Source organism: Nocardioides sp. NPDC006303 (assembly GCF_040613175.1).
Classification (GTDB): domain Bacteria; phylum Actinomycetota; class Actinomycetes; order Propionibacteriales; family Nocardioidaceae; genus Nocardioides.
In genome coordinates this window covers 151,360-169,569 of record NZ_JBEXRR010000001.1, presented here as the reverse complement: position 1 = coordinate 169,569, position 18,210 = coordinate 151,360, and the positions used below count along the sequence as shown (strand labels likewise).

The following is an 18,210-nucleotide window of genomic DNA, read 5'->3' as shown; positions in this document are numbered from 1 at the left end:
CGGGCAGGATATCCGGCCTGGATCATAGGGGGAAACGTGTGAACGGACCGCGAACATCGCGGCTCCGCCCGACGACACTGCGTCGAACCATCAATGAAGGAGTCCCATGGCCAGCCCAGCTCGACGACTCGCTCGCCAGCTGCTCCCCGAGCGCCTGCGTCAGAGCCTGACCGCTCGCGTCCCGTCCATCTCGGAGGGCGCGGCACAGGCTGCGAACGTGGAGGGGAAGCCGGCGCCGATCTCCATCGAGGTCGAGCCGCTCGTCGTCGCCGCTGATCTCGACGGTGCGATCAACGCCGCCGGCGGCGGTTTCTACGAGCGCGCCTGGGCCCTCTTCCAGGGCATCTCGGTCGAGGAGTGGGCCGCCAAGGCCGCCGACGAGTACGTCATGTCCGGCCTCCACGTCGACCCCGACGCGACCCGCGCCACCCTGCGCGAGCTCGCCGAGTCCGGCGCTTCGTACGTCTCGGGCCGCGCGTGGCTCGCGATGACCAGCCGGGTCTTCGGCTTCGGCGACCAGGAGCTGGCCCGCAGCCTCTATGCCCGGCTCGACGAGGCCGTCGGCGACGGCACCAACGGCGACACCAAGTGGGTCGTCGAGAGCCGTGACTGGCTTCGCCCGTGGGTCGCGGCCGACAACGACGAGCCCGACGCCCCGGCCGCACCGGAGGGCACCGTCTCCTACGCCGTCGTCGACTACGGCCACCCCGGCCGCTCCCGCGCCTCGGCCAACATCGGCGACCACGTCCAGACCGTCGCCTCCCTCGGTCACCTGGTCCGTCACCGCGACCTCGAGTTCACCGGCGAGTCCGAGCTCGACGAGATGGCCAACCGGCTGCGCGAACGGGTCCGTCCCGAGCGCGTCCGCGAGGGCCTGTCCGCCAAGGTCCAGCTGATGACCCTCCAGCGCGACGCGTCGATGTACCAGCCGGTCCCGAAGGACACCTGGATGCTCGGCTTCGGGTGGTACATGCACCCGATCTTCGAGATGCGCTACGGGATGCCGTTCCACAAGAACCTGCGCCCGATCTTCGTCTCGTTCCACTGCAGCACCCGCGCCATGATGACCGACGAGACGATCGAGTACCTCAAGAAGTACGCCCCGGTCGGCTGCCGCGACTGGACGACCGTCGACATCCTGCTCTCCGTCGGCGTGCCCGCCTTCTTCTCCGGCTGCCTCACCACCACGGTCTCGACCGTCTTCCCCGACGCCACCGAGCTGCCCGGCCCGGACGCGCCGGTCGGTTATGTCGACGTCTTCGACGGCACCATCCCCGAGGGCGCCCCGACCTACGCCCAGGGCGGCCTCGACGAGGTCCGCTTCCGGCCGTTCGTGAAGAACATCGACGACGCGATCACGATGCTCGAGGGCTACCGTCGCGACCACCGCAAGCTGGTCACCAGCCGCCTGCACTGCTACCTCCCCGGTCGCAGCATCGGCATCGACATCGACTTCCGCCCGAAGAACCTCTCCGACCCGCGCTTCGCCGGCCTCAACCCGCTCACCCCCGCCGAGTTCGACGGCATCCGGGAGAGCATGAACGACCGGCTCGAGACGATCCTCACCAAGATCTTCTCCGGTGCCAGCGTCGAGGAGGTCTACGCCCAGTGGCGCGAGATGAACGCCGCCGAGGTCGAGATCGCCCGTGAGCGCCGGGCCGCCGCCCGCAAGGTGGGCGAGCTGGTCAGCTCGATCGCCGAGGACGTACGCAGCAACCCGGTCAGCACCCCGGAGCAGGTCCCGGCCGACGCGATCCACGTCGCCGTCTCGGCCCGTCCGAAGCAGCGCCCGAAGCTGCGCCGACTGATCAAGTCCATCGCCGCCCACTCGTCCCGTCCGGTCCACCTGTGGGTCCAGACCGGTGGCACCGACCTGCGGCTCGACGAGCTCGCCCGGCCGGGGATCACGCTCAGCGCCCTGGACGTGTCCGGCTTCGACGGGATCAAGCAGCCCGATGGCAGCACGCTCCCGATCGGCCAGGTCGAGCGCCTCGTGGTCGCGGATCTGCTCCCCGACGTCGACAAGCTCGTCATCCTCCCGGTCTCGGCCGTGCTGACCGAGGACATCGCCGGGCTCGCCGACACCGACCTGGAGGGCAACCTGCTGGCTGCCTCCGACGTCGTCGGCACCCGCGCGGTCAGCGGTTTCCAGCAGATCCACGCCGCCGCCAACAAGCAGGCCGAGCGCACCACCGAGGCGGCCGAGCTGCGTCGGGACGGCCACCAGCGGCACGCCTTCGACTTCGACGCCTTCGACATCGACGTGCTCGTCCTCGACGCCGCTCAGTGGCGCACTCAGGACCTGCTCACCTCGCTGGCGCCCTATGTCGAGACGTACGGGATGACCTACCGCAACGTGCTCCTCCTCGAGGTCGGCCCGCACCGCGCGGTCCTGCCCGAGCGCTGGAACGCGATCCCCGGCAAGACCGCCGTGGCCAAGCCGGCGCTCGCCCGGATGCCGTGATCCTGGCCTGAGGCCCTCGAAAGCAGCGATGGCGCGCCCCCGCAAGGGGACGCGCCATCGCTGCTTTTGTGACCGTCAGGCCTTGTCGAAGCTGGCCTTGTCGAAGAAGGCCTCGACGACCCGCTCGGTCGCCTTGCCGTCCTGGGTGTACTGGTACTTGGCGTTGAACTCGGCGATCCGGTCGCGGTGCTCGGCCTCGAGCCGGTCCAGGTCGGACAGGGCAGCGATGACCTCCTCGGCGGTGTCGAGCATCGGCCCGGGGGCGGTGTCGGCGTAGTCGTAGAGGAAGCCGCGGATGCCGCCGGTGTAGTCGGACAGGTCGGGCACCAGGAACACCATCGGCCGCCCGGTGAGGGCGAAGTCGAAGCGCAGGCTGGAGTAGTCGAGCACCGCGGCGTCGGAGGCCAGGATCAGGTCGTTGATCTCCGGGTAGTCGGTGACGTCGATGATCCGGGCGGTGCGCTCGCTCCGCTCGCTCCCCTTGGAGTTGAACCGGTGACCGCGCAGCAGGATGACGTACTCGTCGCCCAGCGCCTCGCTGGCCGCGACCACGTCGAGGTGCTCGACCATCTTCGCCGAGCGGTAGTTGAGCGCCAGGTGGTCCCGCCAGGTCGGAGCGTAGAGGACCACCTTCTGGTGGGAGCCGATGCCGAGCAGGTTGCGCGTACGCTCGCGGTCCTCCGCCGCCGACGGGAGGACCAGCGCGTCGTCGCGCGGATAGCCCTCGCTGTGGATCGGGCCGTCGTAGGCGTACTCCTCGCGGTAGTAGCGGTCCATCTCCGGCGTCGGGGTCAGGATCAGGTCCCACCCGGCGGTCGTACGGTCCAGCTCGGCCTCGCAGCGCAGCGGCGAGAACATCTTCGCGCGCCACATCCGCAGGCCCATCGACTTGGCGGGGTAGCCGTGGAAGGTCTGCAGGAACCGCTGCCCCTCCCGCTTGCGCCACCAGCGGTCGAAGTCGATGTTCTGCACGAGGTATTTCGCGGTGCCGATGACGCGGTACCACTCCGGGCTCTGCAGCACGACCGGGATGCCGCCCTCGGGGACCCGGGAGGCGTGGTCGGCGACGCCCCAGTAGAGGGTGAGGTCCGGCCGGGTGCGACGCAGGTGCTCGTGGATCGCGAGCTGGGAGTCGGTGGCGGTCGAGCCGGCGTAGGTCGAGAGATAGACCGCGGACTCGTCGAGCGGCTCCTCGGCCGCCAGGACGCGCTCGCGGGCGAGGTTGTGGGCGTAGCTGCCGGCGTGGTCGACGGGGATCGGCGGCTGCAGGGTGACTCCTGGGCCGTTGCCGTTGACCGGACGCAGCCGGACCTCGTCGCTGGTCTGGAACTCGGCCTGGTGCTCGAGGAACGCGGTGGTGTGGCGTACGCTGCCGCTGCGCTTGGCTCCGCAGGTGAGCTGGAACTGGTAGATGCCGCTGGGCAGGACGGACTCGCCCAGGCCCCACTCGTCCCAGTGCAGCGTGAAGACGACCTCGAACTCGGCGGCAGCGGTGTCGATCTTGACGGTCTCGCTGTGGCGCGATCCGGCGAGGGTCAGTCGGGCGTGCTTCGGGATCGAGCTGAGCCACTCGCCCCGCACCGTGATCTGGCCGTCGCCGAGCTCGACGCGGTCGATCGCGACGGTGTCGGCCACCTCGATGATCTGGGCGTAGCCGCGGCCGTCTCGCGACGCCAGCACGCTGCCTCCGCGTTCGCCTGTCCACGGCGAGCCGATCGGGTCGGCCCAGACGATCCGGCCGGAGGTCCCGTCCTGGAGAGTGTCCAGCCGCCAGGCGGCCGGCGCCCCGGGCTCGACGGCACCGTGGGCGGGGAGGCTGAGGGTGACCTTGCCGTCCTTGACGGGCGCCTCGATGCGTACGCCGCCACCGATCGCCCGCACGGCCTGCGGCAGCTCGCCGGCAAGGGTCAGGGAGACGGTGCGGCCCTCGACCTCCGCCTTCTCCAGGGAGGTCGCCGTCGTCGGGACGGCGCGGAAGCTGAGCTGGTCCAGGTGGCGGTCGCAAGCCACCGACAGGCCGGCGGAGGTGTGGACCCGCGGCCGGTAGCGCGTCGCCAGGTTGCCCGCGGGGCCGCGGGTGTCGATCTGAACCTCGCTGGTGGTGCGGACGACGCCGTCGACGCCGACGGTGACCTCGAGGTGCCAGCGCCCGGCGGTGAGCCGGGTGAGGTCGATCTCGGTGCGGCACCCAGCGGCGCGGTAGTCCTGGTACTTGTGGCCGATGGTCATGTTGGCCTGCGCGTCGCGCCGTGGCGTGACGGTCAGGTCGATCGGGTCGGGCAGCGCCGTGTCGGGGTCGCTCGCCGCGCCGTCCTCGTCGGCGGTGGCGACCATGTCGGGCACCAGCCGGGCGGTGAAGAACGGGGTCGTCTCGGCGAGGTCGACGAGCTCGATCCGCGCCACCAGGTCGACCACGACCCGGTCGGAGTCGAGCGGACGTACGTCCCGCACCAGCACCCGCGCCGGCGTCTCGTGCTCGTTGAGCGTGGTCACGGCCTCGGGCAGGTCCGTGTCGGGGAAGATCCCACGCACCTGGCCACCGACGACCCGGGTGCGCAGGTTGCCGCGCTCGAACCAGCGCGACGCGACGAACGCGGTCAGCTCCTCGCGTTGATCGGCGATGAGGTAGGTCAGCCGGGCCCGCACCTCGACCGGGAGCTTGAGCCACACCTCCGGAGAGACGTCGCGCTCGATCTCGACGATGAGGTCACGCAGGGCGGTCCACTGCTCGGCGCTCATCCGCTCGACGTCACCGAGGATGGTGTTGGCGCGGCCGGCGAGCCCGCCGAGCGCCCAGTGGTCGCGCAGGTCGGAGGCCAGCTCGCCGATCGCGACCCAGGTCGAACGGGTCTGCGCGATCCACTCCTCCATCCCCAGGGTCTGGTCGTGGAGCTGCTCGACCGGAGTGCCGTCGGCGCGGTCCATGTCCACGCACACCGGCGCGGTGACCACGTCGAAGCGGTTGGCCTTCAGGTAGCCGTCGAAGCCGACCGCATCGGCACCGCCACGGCCGCCGAAGCTGAAGCCCTGCTGACGCCAGAACGAGGTGCGGAAGAGCCGGTTGCTCACCCCGACATCGCTCAGCGCCTCCGGGAACTCGTCGAGCGTGAGGCCGGAACGGTTCTCCGCGTGCACAAGGTCGTAGGCGGGCACCACCGGCGGGGAGAGCCGCTGGCGGCTCTCGATGCGACCGACCGCGAGATCGGACCCGCTCTCCTCCAGGGAGGTCACCAGCGTACGCATCGCGTTCTGGGTGAGGAGGTCGGCGGCGAGCAGGAAGCACACGTAGGCTCCGCGCGCCGCGCGACCACCACGGTCGCGGGCCTCGGCCTGCGTCGCGGAGCTGTCCAGCAGCCGCAGGCGGTAGTCGTCGGGGAGGTCGGCGAGGATCTGGTCGCTCACCACGCTGGCCTGGCCGTAGGGTGCGATCAGGATCTCGAGGGTCGTGTGGGTCTGCTCTCGCACGGAGAGCAGCGACTCGGCCAGGTACTGCTTGTCCTGGTCGGTCACCGTCACCACGACCGAGACGAGCGGACCGCGCTCGTGGCCGAGAACGCGATGCCCGGCGTCACGAGCCAGTCGACGGACACCCTGAGGCATCCTTCGTTCGGCGCGACGCAAGACGTCGACGATTCCCTGACCCATGCACAGTCCCTCTCGGTTGGAGCGCGTCCCGAATGACGCTCCCGCGAATCTGATCGAACTCAGAGGTTACAGGCGAACGAACAGTCTTCCGCACTCCGGCCGATACCCCTCAGGGAACCTTCGTCAGGGAGTCTGCCGATCGAGACCACGATGTCGCCCGGCAGACGTACGGTGCTCAGGGACACCTCGGGACCGGTTCGGTCGTCCCGATCAGGGTCGTCGGCCATCAGGGCCACGATGTCGACGACGCCGCGGCCGGTGAGCTTCACGACGCACTCCGCCCGGGTCCATCGTTCCCAGAACCCGTCGGTGCCGAACCGCCTGGCGAGGGCCGCCGGGACCGTACGCTCCACCTCGGCGTCGACCGCCACCGGGACATCGTAGGAGCCCACCCAGGCGACCACTCGGCCGTCGTGGAGGTGGCTGCGGGCGCGGAATCCGGCGAGCTCGGCATCGCTGCCGACACGGAGCCGGCCACGGGACATCAGATCGAGCCGCCTCCGTCGATGACGATCGACTGACCGTTGATGTTGGTCTGCTCGAGCAGCAGCATCCGCACGGTCGGCACGACGTCCTCGGGGGTGGTCATCGCACCCGAGGGCGTACGCCGCGCGATCGACTCGAGCTGGTTCGCACCGAGCACCGCGGACATCTCCGAGGCGAAGAACCCGGGAGCGACCGAGTTGACCAGCACCCGGCCACCGAGCTCGCGGGCCAGCGAGCGGGTCGCCGCGTCGAGACCGCCCTTGGTGGCCGAGTAGGCGACCAGGCCCTGATAGCCACGCTGGCCACAGATCGAGGTCACGTTGACGACCCGGCCCTTCAGGCCCTTGCCGATCAGGCGCCGCAGCACGAACCGGGTCAGCACCAGGGGCGCGGTCAGGTTGGTCTCGATGATCTGCGCGATCCGGTCGGAGGAGGTGTGTACGTGCAGCGAGTCCTGCCCGATCGCGGCGTTGTTGACCAGCCCGTCGATGACGCCGAGCGTCGCCTCGACCTCCTTGACGAACGCCTGGGCAGCCTTCTCGTCGGTCACGTCGACCGAGCCGAAGTGGGTGTCCTCGGGGTACTTCGAGGCCAGCGCCTCGAGCTCGGAGGTCACCGTGCGCGCGAAGGCGGCGACCTTCACCCCGCGCTCGAGCAGGTCGGTGACGATGGCGAGACCGAGGCCGCGCGAGGCGCCGGAGACCAGCACGACAGAAGCGGGCGGGACAGGTTGGAAATCAGACATCGCTCTTCAGTGTCTCCTTGGCCGGGATCTCGGCGAGCATCTTGATGCGCCGCGGCACGGCGTACTCGGGCAGCCGTTCGGCGGCCCAACGGGTCAGGTCGTCGGCGGTCACGCCCGAGTCCTGGTCGGCGACCACGTCGGCGACGACCATGGTGCCGACCAGAGGCGCCTTCCGGCCGCGTACGGCCGCCCAGGCGATCGCTGGGTGGGACTGCAGCAGGTCGCGTACGGCACCGGCCGACACCTTGGAGCCGCCGACGTTGAGCTCGTCGTGGTCCAGGCGACCGGTGACCAGGACCCGGCCGTCCTCGATGCGGGCGGCATCGCCGGTGCGTACGGCCCCGGCCAGCTCGGCGCCCGAGGCGTCGGTGCCGTGGTGCGGCGAGGTGATCACCAGCTCGCCGTCGACCACCGACAGCCGCGGACGGCCAGGAATGTCGCGATCCAGCCACTCGGTCGGGAAGCCCGCGCGACCGTCGTGGACGACGATCGAGGCGCCCACCTCGGAGGAGGCGTAGATCCAGGAGACGCGCGCGTCCGGGAAGGCCTCACTGAGCTGCGACAGCACCGCCTGGTCGACCGGCTCGCCACCGAGCGTGACCTGCTCGAGCGACAGCTTCTGCAGCTCGGCGCCGTGGCGCATCAGCGTACGTCGCCAGAACGTCGGGGTCCCGGACACGGCGGTGACGCCGTGCTCGAGCGCAGGCGCCACCCAGTCGTCCAGGTCGGCCGGGTCGACGAGCACCAGGTCCTGACCGGGCACGCCCAGCCCGAGGGTGATCACCTGCCACCACGCGTAGGTGCCGGGCGAGTAGGGGCACAGCCAGGTGCGCGGAGACAGCTCGCCGGTCACGGTCGAGAGCGTCTCCAGGGTGTGACCGACCCGCTTCGGCCGGCCGGTCGACCCGGAGGTGAGCAACCAGACGCGGCCGTCCTCGGCAGCACGGGGGCTGGTGGCCTCCTGCACGCCGCCGGACGGCTCGACGAGGTCGAACCCGGCCTCGCGAAGCTCTGTCGCAAGGGACTCGTCGAGCCGTCCGGCGGCGACGACGAGCAGCTCGCCGCCGTCGTTCAGACCGGCGACCGCCGGCAGCGCATCGACGCTGTGCTCCACGACGTGGGCCGTCGGCGCCGGCCGCGAGGCGACATGCTGCTGGACTAGCTCACCCCAGGTCGCGCGCCTCCCCGTCCGGGCGTCGACGACGAGGTTGTCGGCGATCACTGCCCCTGGATCTCCACGAGCAGATCGAGCACGTCTCCGATCGTCTCGATCGAGCGAAGTCCGGCCGCCTCGAAGTTGAGCTCGTCGTCGATCTCGTCCTCGACCCGGAGCGCGAGCTCGGAGAAGTCGAGGGAGCGGAAGCCGATGTCGGCCAGCTTCGCGGTGTCGTCAGCAGGCAGGGTCTTTCCCTGCACGGCCAGCACCTCGCCCATGAGCTTGCGGACCGCCGGTCGGTCAAGAGTCTCCATGGCCTCGGACCATATAACGTGACGGCGCATCCCCTGATGTCTGAGGAGACCGATGTTACGACGGGCGACCGACGCCGACCTGCCGAGCATGCTGGCGTGGCGCAACCAAGAGGCAAACCGGTCGGTGAGCATCAACCAGCATGTGATCACCGCCGAGGAGCACGCCGCCTGGTGGTCCCGGGTCAGCCAGGACCCGACCCGCCGGGTGCTCATGTTCGAGTACGCCGGCCGCCCGCTCGGCGTGGTGAGCTTCTTCGACCACGTTCCCGTCGCCAGGTCGGCCTCCTGGGGGTTCTTTCTCGACCATGACGGCACCACCGCCGACGGCACCGCGCTGCTGGCGTGGACCAAGGTGATGCGCGAGGCTGTGGCGTACGCCTTCGCCCCCGAGCCCGACGGTCTCGACATCGACCTCCTCGAGGGCGAGGTGCTCCCCCACAACGAATCCGTACGCGCCATGAATCGCCGGCTCGGGTTCACCGAGGGCGAGCCCTACGAGCAGACCACCGAGGACGGCGTGGTGACCGCCATCCCGGTCAGCCTGCACCGCGACGACCGACCGACCCGACGTTCCGGCAAGGAGCAGTAATGAGCGAGCGTCAGCGAGCGACCATCAGATCTTCCATCGGGCCGCGTCCGTACTCTGGCGCTCGCGCTACGGAGGTGGCCCGATGACCCACCACGAGATCACCGTCGGGGACCGCACGATCGGTCCCGGCCACGAGCCGTTCGTGATCGCGGAGATGTCCGGCAACCACGCTGGTGACCTGGAGCGGGCGCTCGACATCGTGCGCGCCGCGGGCGAGGCCGGCGCGCACGCGCTCAAGATCCAGACCTACACCGCCGACACCATCACCCTCGACGTCGACACCCCCGCCTTCCGGCTCTCGGCCGACCACCCGCTGTGGCCCAACCGCCGCCTTCACGAGCTCTACGAGGAGGCGCACACGCCGTGGGAGTGGCACGAGCCGATCTTCTCCCTGGCCAGCGAGCTCGGGATGGTGCCGTTCAGCGCCGCGTTCGACCCGACCGCGGTCGACTTCCTGGTCGGGCTCGGGGTCCCGATGCTGAAGTCGGCCTCCTCCGAGATCACCGACCTGCCGCTGGTCCGCGCGATCGCGGAGACCGGGCTGCCGACGATCATCTCCACCGGCACGGCGACGCTGGCCGAGATCGACGCGGCGGTGCGTACGGCACGAGCGACCGGCAACGACGACCTCGTCGTCCTGGCCTGCACCGCCTCCTACCCGGCTCCTCCGGAGGCCTCCAACCTCCGCGGGATCCCGGTGCTGCGCGACGGGCTCGACGTCGCCGTCGGCCTCTCCGACCACACGCTCGGCATCGGCGCCTCGGTCGCGGCCGTCGCCCTCGGCGCCTGCGTGATCGAGAAGCACATCACGCTCTCGCGTGAGGACGGCGCCGTCGACTCCGACTTCTCCCTGGAGCCGGACGAGTTCGCCTCGCTGGTCAGCGAGACGAGGATCGCCTGGCAGGCGCTCGGCGAGGCCCGGATCGGCCCGAAGTCGGCCGAGCGCGAGGGCCTGCGGTTCCGCCGCTCGCTCTTCGTCACCCGCGACGTGCGTGCCGGGGAGAAGGTCGGTCCGGACAACGTACGCTCCGTCCGCCCCGCCGACGGGCTGCCGCCGGGTGACGTCGACATCGTCTTCGGCCGCACCTTCACCAAGGACGCCCCGGCCGGCACACCGCTCAGCTGGGACCTGGTCTAGACCTGATCGCGGACTAGACCTGATCGCGGTCGAGGGCGAGGAGCGCGTCGGCGACGCGCTCCGGCCCTCGGCCGTCGACCATGGCCCAGCAGGCGGCGCGGAGCCGCTCCCGCAGACGTACGTCACCCAGGAGGTCACGCATCCGGGCCACAGCGTCCGCGGAGTCGCCCTCGAGGTCGGCCAGGGCGGCGATCCCGACGGCCAGCCGGTCCTGATCCATCCGGACGTACGCGTCCTTCTGGTTGTCGGCGACGCAGACGAACCCGACCGCCGCGCCGAGGCAGAAGAGCTCCCAGGCCGAGGTGCCGGCGGCGCTGAGCACCACGTCCGAGTCGGCGACGAGCTCGGCCAGGGTGTCGGTCGGCCCGATCACGTGGACGGTCTGGCCCGGCGCCGGCACGATGCCGGCGATCTCCTCGGCCAGCTCCGGAGTGGCGGCGACGGCGGTCAGCTCCACGGCGATCCCCGCCCGTGCGACCAGGCGCACGACGCGTGGTGAGACCCCGAAGGCGTCCGTCCCGCCGAAGAAGGCCAGCACCCGCAGGGGCGTGTGCTCGTCGGCGGCGGCCTTGGGCGCGCTCGGGCGCTGCCGGACGATCTCACGTCGCTGCTGGGCGTAGTCGAGCCCACCGAGATGCCTCGCCCCCTCGGGGAGGGCCCACGCGGAGGCCTCCGCGCCGAGGTTCTGGTCCAGGTAGAGGTCGGCGACCCGTCCGCGCGGGTCACCGTCGGTGAGCACCAGCAGCGGCCAGCGTTCCCTCAGGTCGGCGTAGACCGAAGCCGGGAGGAGATAGGAGTCCACGACCACCGACGACGGCTCGAGGCGGGTGAGAACGCCGCGGACATCGCCAACATCGCCCGGCGACGCGATCTCGATCCCCCGCCGCCGCACCTGCTCCGCAGCCCACGGCACCCGGTCCAGGTCCGCGACCATCACGACGCGTACGCCTCGGGCGACGAGCTCCTCCCCCAGGGCCAGGCAGCGCATGACGTGCCCGATCCCGACATCGGGACCGGCATCGCACACCATGGCCACGCAAAGACCCTCGGCCTCGACCGATCCCACGGACATGTATGCGCAACCTCTCGGATTCGTCCGTTTCGACGGACGGCACGGCATGTGTCACCTTTTGCGCGCCGTGTCGTTGGCGCACCAGTGAGGCCCAGAGTAGAGAGCATCCCTGTGACCGTGCCCAATTCGGACGTTCGAGAGTCCGACGCCCCGAACGACCATCCTCTCGATGGCGCCAGCATCCTGGTCACCGGCGGGACGGGTTCGTTCGGGAAGGCGTTCATCCGCCATCTCCTGGACAACCTCAACCCGCGACGCGTGATCGTCTTCTCGCGCGATGAGCTGAAGCAGTACGAGTGCCGCCAGCTGTTCGGCAATGACCCGAGGCTCCGCTGGTTCATCGGCGACATCCGCGACCGCGACCGGCTGCACCGGGCGCTCCACGGCGTCGACTACGTCGTGCACGCCGCTGCGCTCAAGCAGGTCGACACCGGGGAGTACAACCCCTTCGAGTTCATCAAGACCAACGTCCTGGGCTCGCAGAACGTCGTCGAGGCGTCCATTGACGCCGGCGTCAAGAAGGTCGTCGCCCTCTCGACGGACAAGGCCTCCTCGCCGATCAACCTCTACGGCGCGACCAAGCTGACGGCCGACAAGATCTTCATCCTCGGCAACAACTACGCCTCGTCCTACGAGACCCGGTTCTCCGTGGTGCGCTACGGCAACGTGACCGGCTCGCGCGGTTCGATCATCCCGAAGTGGAAGGCGATGGCCGAGCGCGGCGAGGCACTCGGCATCACCGACATGCGATGCACCCGGTTCCTGATCACGCTGCCGCAAGCGGTGCAGATGGTGCTCGACACCTTCGAGATCATGCAGGGCGGCGAGCTGCTCGTCCCGCACATCCCCTCCCACAAGGTCGTCGACCTGGCGGAGGCGGTCGCACCCGGCGCGAAGCTCGTCGACATCGGGCTCCGCCCCGGCGAGAAGCTCCACGAGGAGATGATCAGCCCGGAAGAGGGCCGCCGCGCGGTCAGCATCCGCGACGGGAAGTACTACGTGATCGAGCCCGAGAACCCGCAGTGGGGCTACAAGCCGATCATGGACGCCGTGCCGGTCCCCGACGGCTTCCACTGCGCCTCGGACAAGAACGACATCTGGTACGACGCCGAGGACCTCCGCAAGGTTCTGGAGTCGGGGATCTAGTGCTGCCCTACGGCCGCCAGTCGGTCTCCGAGCAGGACATCGAGGCTGTCACGGCGATCCTGCGTGGCGACTGGCTCACCACCGGGCCGACGGTCGCCGCGTTCGAGCAGGCGCTCTCCGACCTGGTCGGTGGGCACCGGACAGTCTCGTGCACCTCCGGCACCGCTGCCCTCCACATCGCCTACGCCGCCGCCGGCGTGGGTGCCGGTGACGAGGTCGTCACCACGCCGATGACGTTCGTCGCGACCGCGTCGGGGGCCTCGCTGCTCGGCGCGAAGGTCGTCTTCGCCGACGTGGAGGAGGACACCGCCCTCCTCGACCCGGCCGCCGTCGAAGCGCTCGTCACCGACCGCACCAAGGTGATCGCCGCCGTCGACTACGCGGGCCATCCGGCCGACTACGCCGCGCTCCAGCCCATCGCCGACCGGGTCGGCGCGCTCACCCTCGGAGACGCGGCCCATTCGATCGGTGGCTTCTCCGGCGGGTGCCCGGTCGGAGACCTGGCCGACCTGACCACGCTCTCGTTCTTCCCGACCAAGAACCTCACGACCGCCGAGGGTGGGGCTGTCGTCGCCAAGGACGCTGCCATCGCGCAGCGTGCCCACGAGTTCCACTTCGTGGGGCTGATGCGTGATGCCGACCGGTTCCGGATCAAGGACGAGGGGCCGTGGCACCAGGAGGTCCACGAGTTCGGGCTCAACTACCGGCTCACCGATCTGCAGTGCGCCTTCGGGCTCTCCCAGCTCGCCCGGCTGGCCGGGTTCAAGCAGCGGCGCGCGGAGATCACCGCCCGCTACAACGCCGCGCTCGCCGGCGTCGACGGACTGCGGCTGCCGGTCCAGCGCGAGGGCGTCGACCCGGCGTGGCACCTCTATCCGGTGCGCATCCTCGATGACCGTCGGCGCGAGGTGTTCGAGAAGATGCGGGCGGCCGGCATCGGCGTACAGGTCAACTACATCCCGGTCTACTGGCACCCGGTCTACGCGGACCTGGGCTACCAGCGCGGGATGTGCCCGAACGCGGAGGCGTTCTACGCCGAGGAGCTCTCCCTGCCGCTGTACCCCGACCTGACCGACGACCAGGTCGACCAGGTCGTCGAGACCCTGATCGGAACCCTGTGAAGACCGCGGTCATCACCCAGGCGCGCATGACCAGCACCCGCCTCCCCGGCAAGGTGCTTCGGGAGGCAGCCGGCATCACCATGCTCGAGCACCACCTTGCCCGGCTCACCGCGGCCGGCCTCCCGGTGATCGTCGCGACGACCACCAACATCGACGACGACCCGGTCGCCGTCCTGGCCGACAAGCTCGGCGCCGGGGTGGTCCGTGGCAGCGAGCCCGACGTGCTGTCGCGCTTCGCGCTGGCGGTGCGGGAGTTCCAGCCCGACGTCGTGGTCCGGGTGACCAGCGACTGCCCCCTGATCGACGGCGAGGTCGTACGCCGCGGCATCGACGCCTGGGCCGCCGCCGACGACCCCACGCTCTATGCCAGCAACGCCCTGGAGCGCACCTATCCGCGAGGGCTCGACTTCGAGGTCTTCTCCGCGGCGGCGCTGCTGGAGGCCGACCGGCTCGCGACCGAGGCGCCCCACCGCGAGCACGTCACCCCGTGGCTCTACACCGACGACACCCGGCCCAAGCTCAATCTGCCGTGGGAGCGGGACGCCTCGGCGTACCGGATCACTCTCGACACCCCCGAGGACCTGCGGCTACTGCAGATCCTCATCGAGGACCACGACGCCCATCGTCTCGACACCAGCGGCCTCGTCTCCCTCCTGGAGACCCACCCCGAACTGGTCGAGATCAACGCTCAGATCGAGCAGAAGAAGCTCGGCCAATAAGCCCCGGCGGGTAAGATTCGTGCACGCGGGACGTCGCGCCGCACCTCATCCCAGCAGCGACATTTGGAGCGGTGCATGCAGAAGACTCTGATCGTCCATTCCGGCACTTTCAAGACCGGGAGCACGGCGATCCAGACCTTCCTTGCCCGCGCAAGCCGCGAGGGAAATCTCCCTCCCGAGGTCGCCTACCCGACGATCGGCCGAGGCACGCACAGCGTCCAGCACCAGAACCTCTACTCCCAGCTCCTCGGCGAGGTGCTCTTCACGCCCGCACTCGGCACCTGGGAGCAGCTCGTCGAGTCGATCGCCTCCGGCAGCGCCGAGACCACGGTGATCTCGTGCGAGTCGTTCTCGCTGCTCAAGCCCGAGCACATCAGCGCGATCGGCGACTACGCCCGCCAAGCGGGCGCGAAGGTCCGCTGGGTCCACTACGTGCGCGACCAGGCCACGTTCTACAACGCCTTCTACGTCGAGCGGCTGATGGTGATGAGGCCCGAGCACGCCGAGCTGGTCGATCTCCCCTTCGAGGAGTTCCGCGAGTGGTCACCGCTCGACATGAGCTTCCTGCGCTACGGAGAGTTCGCGGACACCATCACCACCGCCATCCCCGACGTCGACCTGCGGCTGCGCCCCTTCATCCGCAAGGAGCTGCGCCACGGGAACGCCGTCGCGGACTTCCTCAGCACGTGCGAGCTCCCGATCCAGGGCGAGGGGGCGGGGTCGAGCAACGTCGGATCCGGCTGGCGGACTGTCGAGACCGCGCGGCACCTGGCTCCGATCGTGGCCGCCGCACCGATGCGTGGCCGGCTCCGCGGCGTCGACTCCTGGAAGGCCACTCGTCTGAAGTGGATCCAGATCCTTCGTGGCGAGTTCGTCACCAAGGCCACCCAGCTCGGCTGGAACGACACCAGCGCGGTCTACATGACCTCCGAGTTCCGCCAGGAGCTGCTCGACGACTATCGCGACGACAACCTCCTCATCGGCAAGCTCGGCGGCTTCTCGTTCACCGACATGATCGAGCAGAGCAACTTCCCCGAATACAACATCGGCGACTACGCCACGATCCCCGGCGACGAGGTGATGGCGGTCGTGAAGCTGGTCATGCAGGGCCTGCACACGATTCCGGAGGAGATCCAGCAAGAGGTCGAGGACGCCCGCGCCCGTCGACGGGAAGCGGAAGCCTCACAGCGGGGCCGGCTCCGCCGCCTCCTGCGTCGTTGACCGTAGCGTGATCGGTCCGCGTGCTAGCGCAGGTCGAACACGGAGTACAGGCCGCCCTTGAAGCGCGGCTGGCCGAGCTCGCGGCGCAGGCCGGGGAGGTCGGCGCGATAGCGGCGATCGACGACGAGCCAGTCGACCTCGTGCTCGTCGCGCAGTGTTCCGAGCGTCGCCGGAGACGGGCGCCTGATGGCCGCATCGTTGGCCTCGAGCAGCTCTGGGTCCCAGAACGGCAGATAGGCCGAGTTGTTGAGATCCGTGGACGGCAGCCCGACCACGAGCGGGTCGATGTAGGCCCATCCTTCGACCAGGACCCGGCGCTCGGCGTACGCCGCGATCCAGAAGTTCCGGCGATCGCAGTCGGGCACGGGCAGACCGATGCAATGGGCGTTCGTCGCGATCAGATCATCGGTCTGCGAGTGCTCGCGTACGAACCGTGCGGCGGCGACCCCACCCGGGCCGATGATGTCTGTGTCAGGAGCCCGGGGAAGCGCGGGGCCGACCGTTGCCAGAGCGATGGTCTGCGGCGCCCCGGCGAGCACGACCCCCAGCATCAGCACCACGACAGCCGGGAGGGCCGCGATCGTCGAGCGCTTGGCGTACACGAGCACGACAGCGAGTGCGACAGCGAGCACCAGCAGCCCGATGACGAGCTGGGTCAGCAACGTCGAGGTGAAGACCGAGCCGTCTTCCGGCATGTCGTCGCCCACCAACAGTCTCACGGCCACGAGGGCGAGGCAGCCGAGAGCGGCGCAGCCGACGATCCGTACGCCGTCACGCCACGACAGGTCCACGGGAATGATCTCCGAGAGCGAGACAGCCATGACGACGGCGATGAACCCGCTGGCGCCCAGGAGGAAGTACGCCTGGCTCAGCGCCGGATGGCTCAGGACCATCATCGCGCCGGCGCCGGCGGCCCAGGTGCCCGCCAGGAACAGCAGCTCGGGCCGTCGCCAGCCGCCACGCACCAAGCCGATGATCACCGGCACGGCGACGAGGACGAACCCGACCGTGAAGGTGACCCAGATCGACAACGGCGCGGAACCAGGGAGGGTCTCACCCTCAGGCAGCATCAGGATGCCCAGGCGTTGGACGGTGCTCCCGTTGAGGTCGATCCCTGTTGCCCGGGTGCCGCCGCCGTAGAACAGCTGCTGCGCGACCAGAAAGACCGCGACAGCCGAACCGAGCAGGGCGCCGAGGATGCCGGCCATCCGCTTGCGGCGCAGCACGGCCGAGACCACGAGCGCGAGCAGCAGGCCGGCGATGATCGTCGGCAGGGCGGAGGACTTCGCACCGGCCACGGCGACCATGACGACCACCGTCAGCAACCACGGCCGCCACTGCCACCGCTCCCGCCGGATCATCTCGACGACCAGCACCATCAGGACCATCTGGAGCGGCATCACGAAGGCGTGCGTCGGGCTGTAGAACGCGCGGGTGACGGAGTCGAAGGCCAGCTGCGCGGGGCTGACCAGGCTCGTCCAGCCGAAGAAGTCCGGAGTGGCACCCGTGGCGAAGACGAGAGCGGCGACGAACCCGGGCCATTTCCGTCCGGTGAGGCGGGTGGCCGCTGCGTACGCCCCGCCGACAGCAAGCAGGACGAGCAGCGCGATCGACAGGCTGCGCATCAGCACGATGAGCTCGATGTGAGTGACCGTCGCTGCCGACGCCAGGTGGACGTAGACCAGCCAGTGGTAGAAGAGCGGGGTGCCCTCCACCCACGGCATCTGGGCGGGAAAGTGGTGCAGCAGATCGCCGGCGATCGCGAGGTGGAAGGGCTCGTCGACGTACGGCGCCCGCAACGCGTCGATCGGCCGGTATGACCACATCTGGTTCGTGACCAGAAGAATCTGTACGAACGCCACCGCCGCACCTGCCCACGACCACAGGCTCGCCCGTCCGATCACCACCGGACCGACCCGTCGTCGGCGCCAGAGGACGACCAGCACGCCGGCGAGCACCGCCACCGGATAGCCGTAGATCAGCTGGGTGAGATCGAAGAGCCGCAGCAGCACGTAGAGCGGCGCCTCGAGGACGAGCCCGAGGATGGTGCCGAGGATCAGATCGTTGCCGAGGCTCGGTCCCGGCTTGGCGACCGCTCGCCACACCACAGTGCCCGGGAAGGTGAGGAACGCCAGGACGTACCCGGTGAAGAGCAGCGCGTCGCCGAGGTCGACTCCGGCGACGCGGACCGCGAGCACGAGCGTCGCGCCCACGACCAGTACGCCCGGGAGCAGCCCGGACCAGGACCCTCCCGGGAAGACGCGGTCCGAGAGCTTGCGGTCCGAGGAGGGCTTTGCGTCAGGTGCGGCGCCCACGGTTGCCGGGTCTGCAGTCACCCGGGCGATCATGCCAACAAAATGACTACACGGAGTACACCGAAGCCCCTCCGGATGC

The 18,210-nt window shown here is 69.8% G+C and carries 14 protein-coding genes; 7 read left to right on the top strand and 7 right to left on the bottom strand.

Going from position 1 to position 18,210, the window contains the following annotated elements:
• Positions 1-106: 106 nt before the first annotated feature.
• Entirely contained in the window at positions 107-2,464 is a 2,358-nt protein-coding gene (locus ABZY89_RS00800; RefSeq protein WP_355223861.1) for a hypothetical protein, read from the top strand.
• Positions 2,465-2,539: 75 nt separating this feature from the next.
• Here the strand turns inward: ABZY89_RS00800 and ABZY89_RS00795 are convergent, their stop codons facing one another.
• The 5 genes from ABZY89_RS00795 to ABZY89_RS00775 are packed head-to-tail and all read right to left on the bottom strand — an operon-like array spanning position 2,540 to position 8,810.
• Positions 2,540-6,109, bottom strand: a complete 3,570-nt coding sequence (locus ABZY89_RS00795; protein WP_355223859.1) for a CDP-glycerol glycerophosphotransferase family protein — start codon at positions 6,107-6,109, stop codon at positions 2,540-2,542.
• A gap of 59 nt (positions 6,110-6,168) precedes the next feature.
• Entirely contained in the window at positions 6,169-6,594 is a 426-nt protein-coding gene (locus tag ABZY89_RS00790) for a hypothetical protein (protein ID WP_355223858.1), read from the bottom strand.
• Positions 6,594-7,340 (bottom strand): SDR family NAD(P)-dependent oxidoreductase, encoded by a 747-nt coding sequence (locus ABZY89_RS00785; protein ID WP_355223856.1) that lies wholly within the window; start codon positions 7,338-7,340, stop codon positions 6,594-6,596. The genes ABZY89_RS00790 and ABZY89_RS00785 overlap by 1 nt, the downstream gene beginning before the upstream one ends.
• The gene (locus ABZY89_RS00780) at positions 7,333-8,562 is read right to left on the bottom strand and encodes an AMP-binding protein (RefSeq protein WP_355223854.1); all 1,230 of its coding nucleotides are present in this window, start codon (positions 8,560-8,562) and stop codon (positions 7,333-7,335) included. Before ABZY89_RS00780 ends, ABZY89_RS00785 begins: the two co-directional genes overlap by 8 nt.
• The gene (locus tag ABZY89_RS00775; protein WP_355223853.1) at positions 8,559-8,810 is read right to left on the bottom strand and encodes an acyl carrier protein; all 252 of its coding nucleotides are present in this window, start codon (positions 8,808-8,810) and stop codon (positions 8,559-8,561) included. The genes ABZY89_RS00780 and ABZY89_RS00775 overlap by 4 nt, the downstream gene beginning before the upstream one ends.
• A gap of 52 nt (positions 8,811-8,862) precedes the next feature.
• Between ABZY89_RS00775 and ABZY89_RS00770 the strand changes: the two genes are divergently transcribed.
• Positions 8,863-9,399: a GNAT family N-acetyltransferase gene (locus ABZY89_RS00770; RefSeq protein WP_355223851.1), complete on the top strand. Its 537-nt coding sequence runs from the start codon at positions 8,863-8,865 to the stop codon at positions 9,397-9,399.
• A gap of 82 nt (positions 9,400-9,481) precedes the next feature.
• Positions 9,482-10,537, top strand: a complete 1,056-nt coding sequence (gene pseI, locus ABZY89_RS00765) for a pseudaminic acid synthase (RefSeq protein WP_355223849.1) — start codon at positions 9,482-9,484, stop codon at positions 10,535-10,537.
• Between the two features lie 13 nt (positions 10,538-10,550).
• Here the strand turns inward: pseI and ABZY89_RS00760 are convergent, their stop codons facing one another.
• Positions 10,551-11,609 (bottom strand): spore coat protein, encoded by a 1,059-nt coding sequence (locus ABZY89_RS00760; protein WP_355223848.1) that lies wholly within the window; start codon positions 11,607-11,609, stop codon positions 10,551-10,553.
• 111 nt (positions 11,610-11,720) lie between these two features.
• Between ABZY89_RS00760 and pseB the strand changes: the two genes are divergently transcribed.
• The 4 genes from pseB to ABZY89_RS00740 all read left to right on the top strand — a co-directional run bounded on the left by pseB (position 11,721) and on the right by ABZY89_RS00740 (position 15,816).
• Positions 11,721-12,755: a UDP-N-acetylglucosamine 4,6-dehydratase (inverting) gene (pseB, locus tag ABZY89_RS00755; RefSeq protein WP_355223846.1), complete on the top strand. Its 1,035-nt coding sequence runs from the start codon at positions 11,721-11,723 to the stop codon at positions 12,753-12,755.
• The gene (locus ABZY89_RS00750; RefSeq protein ID WP_355223845.1) at positions 12,755-13,876 is read left to right on the top strand and encodes an aminotransferase class I/II-fold pyridoxal phosphate-dependent enzyme; all 1,122 of its coding nucleotides are present in this window, start codon (positions 12,755-12,757) and stop codon (positions 13,874-13,876) included. Before pseB ends, ABZY89_RS00750 begins: the two co-directional genes overlap by 1 nt.
• Entirely contained in the window at positions 13,873-14,595 is a 723-nt protein-coding gene (locus ABZY89_RS00745; protein ID WP_355223843.1) for a glycosyltransferase family protein, read from the top strand. The genes ABZY89_RS00750 and ABZY89_RS00745 overlap by 4 nt, the downstream gene beginning before the upstream one ends.
• Before the next feature lie 75 nt (positions 14,596-14,670).
• On the top strand, positions 14,671-15,816 hold the full coding sequence (locus ABZY89_RS00740) for a hypothetical protein (RefSeq protein WP_355223842.1): 1,146 nt from the start codon (positions 14,671-14,673) through the stop codon (positions 15,814-15,816).
• A gap of 23 nt (positions 15,817-15,839) precedes the next feature.
• Here the strand turns inward: ABZY89_RS00740 and ABZY89_RS00735 are convergent, their stop codons facing one another.
• Positions 15,840-18,152: a hypothetical protein gene (locus tag ABZY89_RS00735; protein ID WP_355223841.1), complete on the bottom strand. Its 2,313-nt coding sequence runs from the start codon at positions 18,150-18,152 to the stop codon at positions 15,840-15,842.
• Positions 18,153-18,210: the final 58 nt, after the last annotated feature.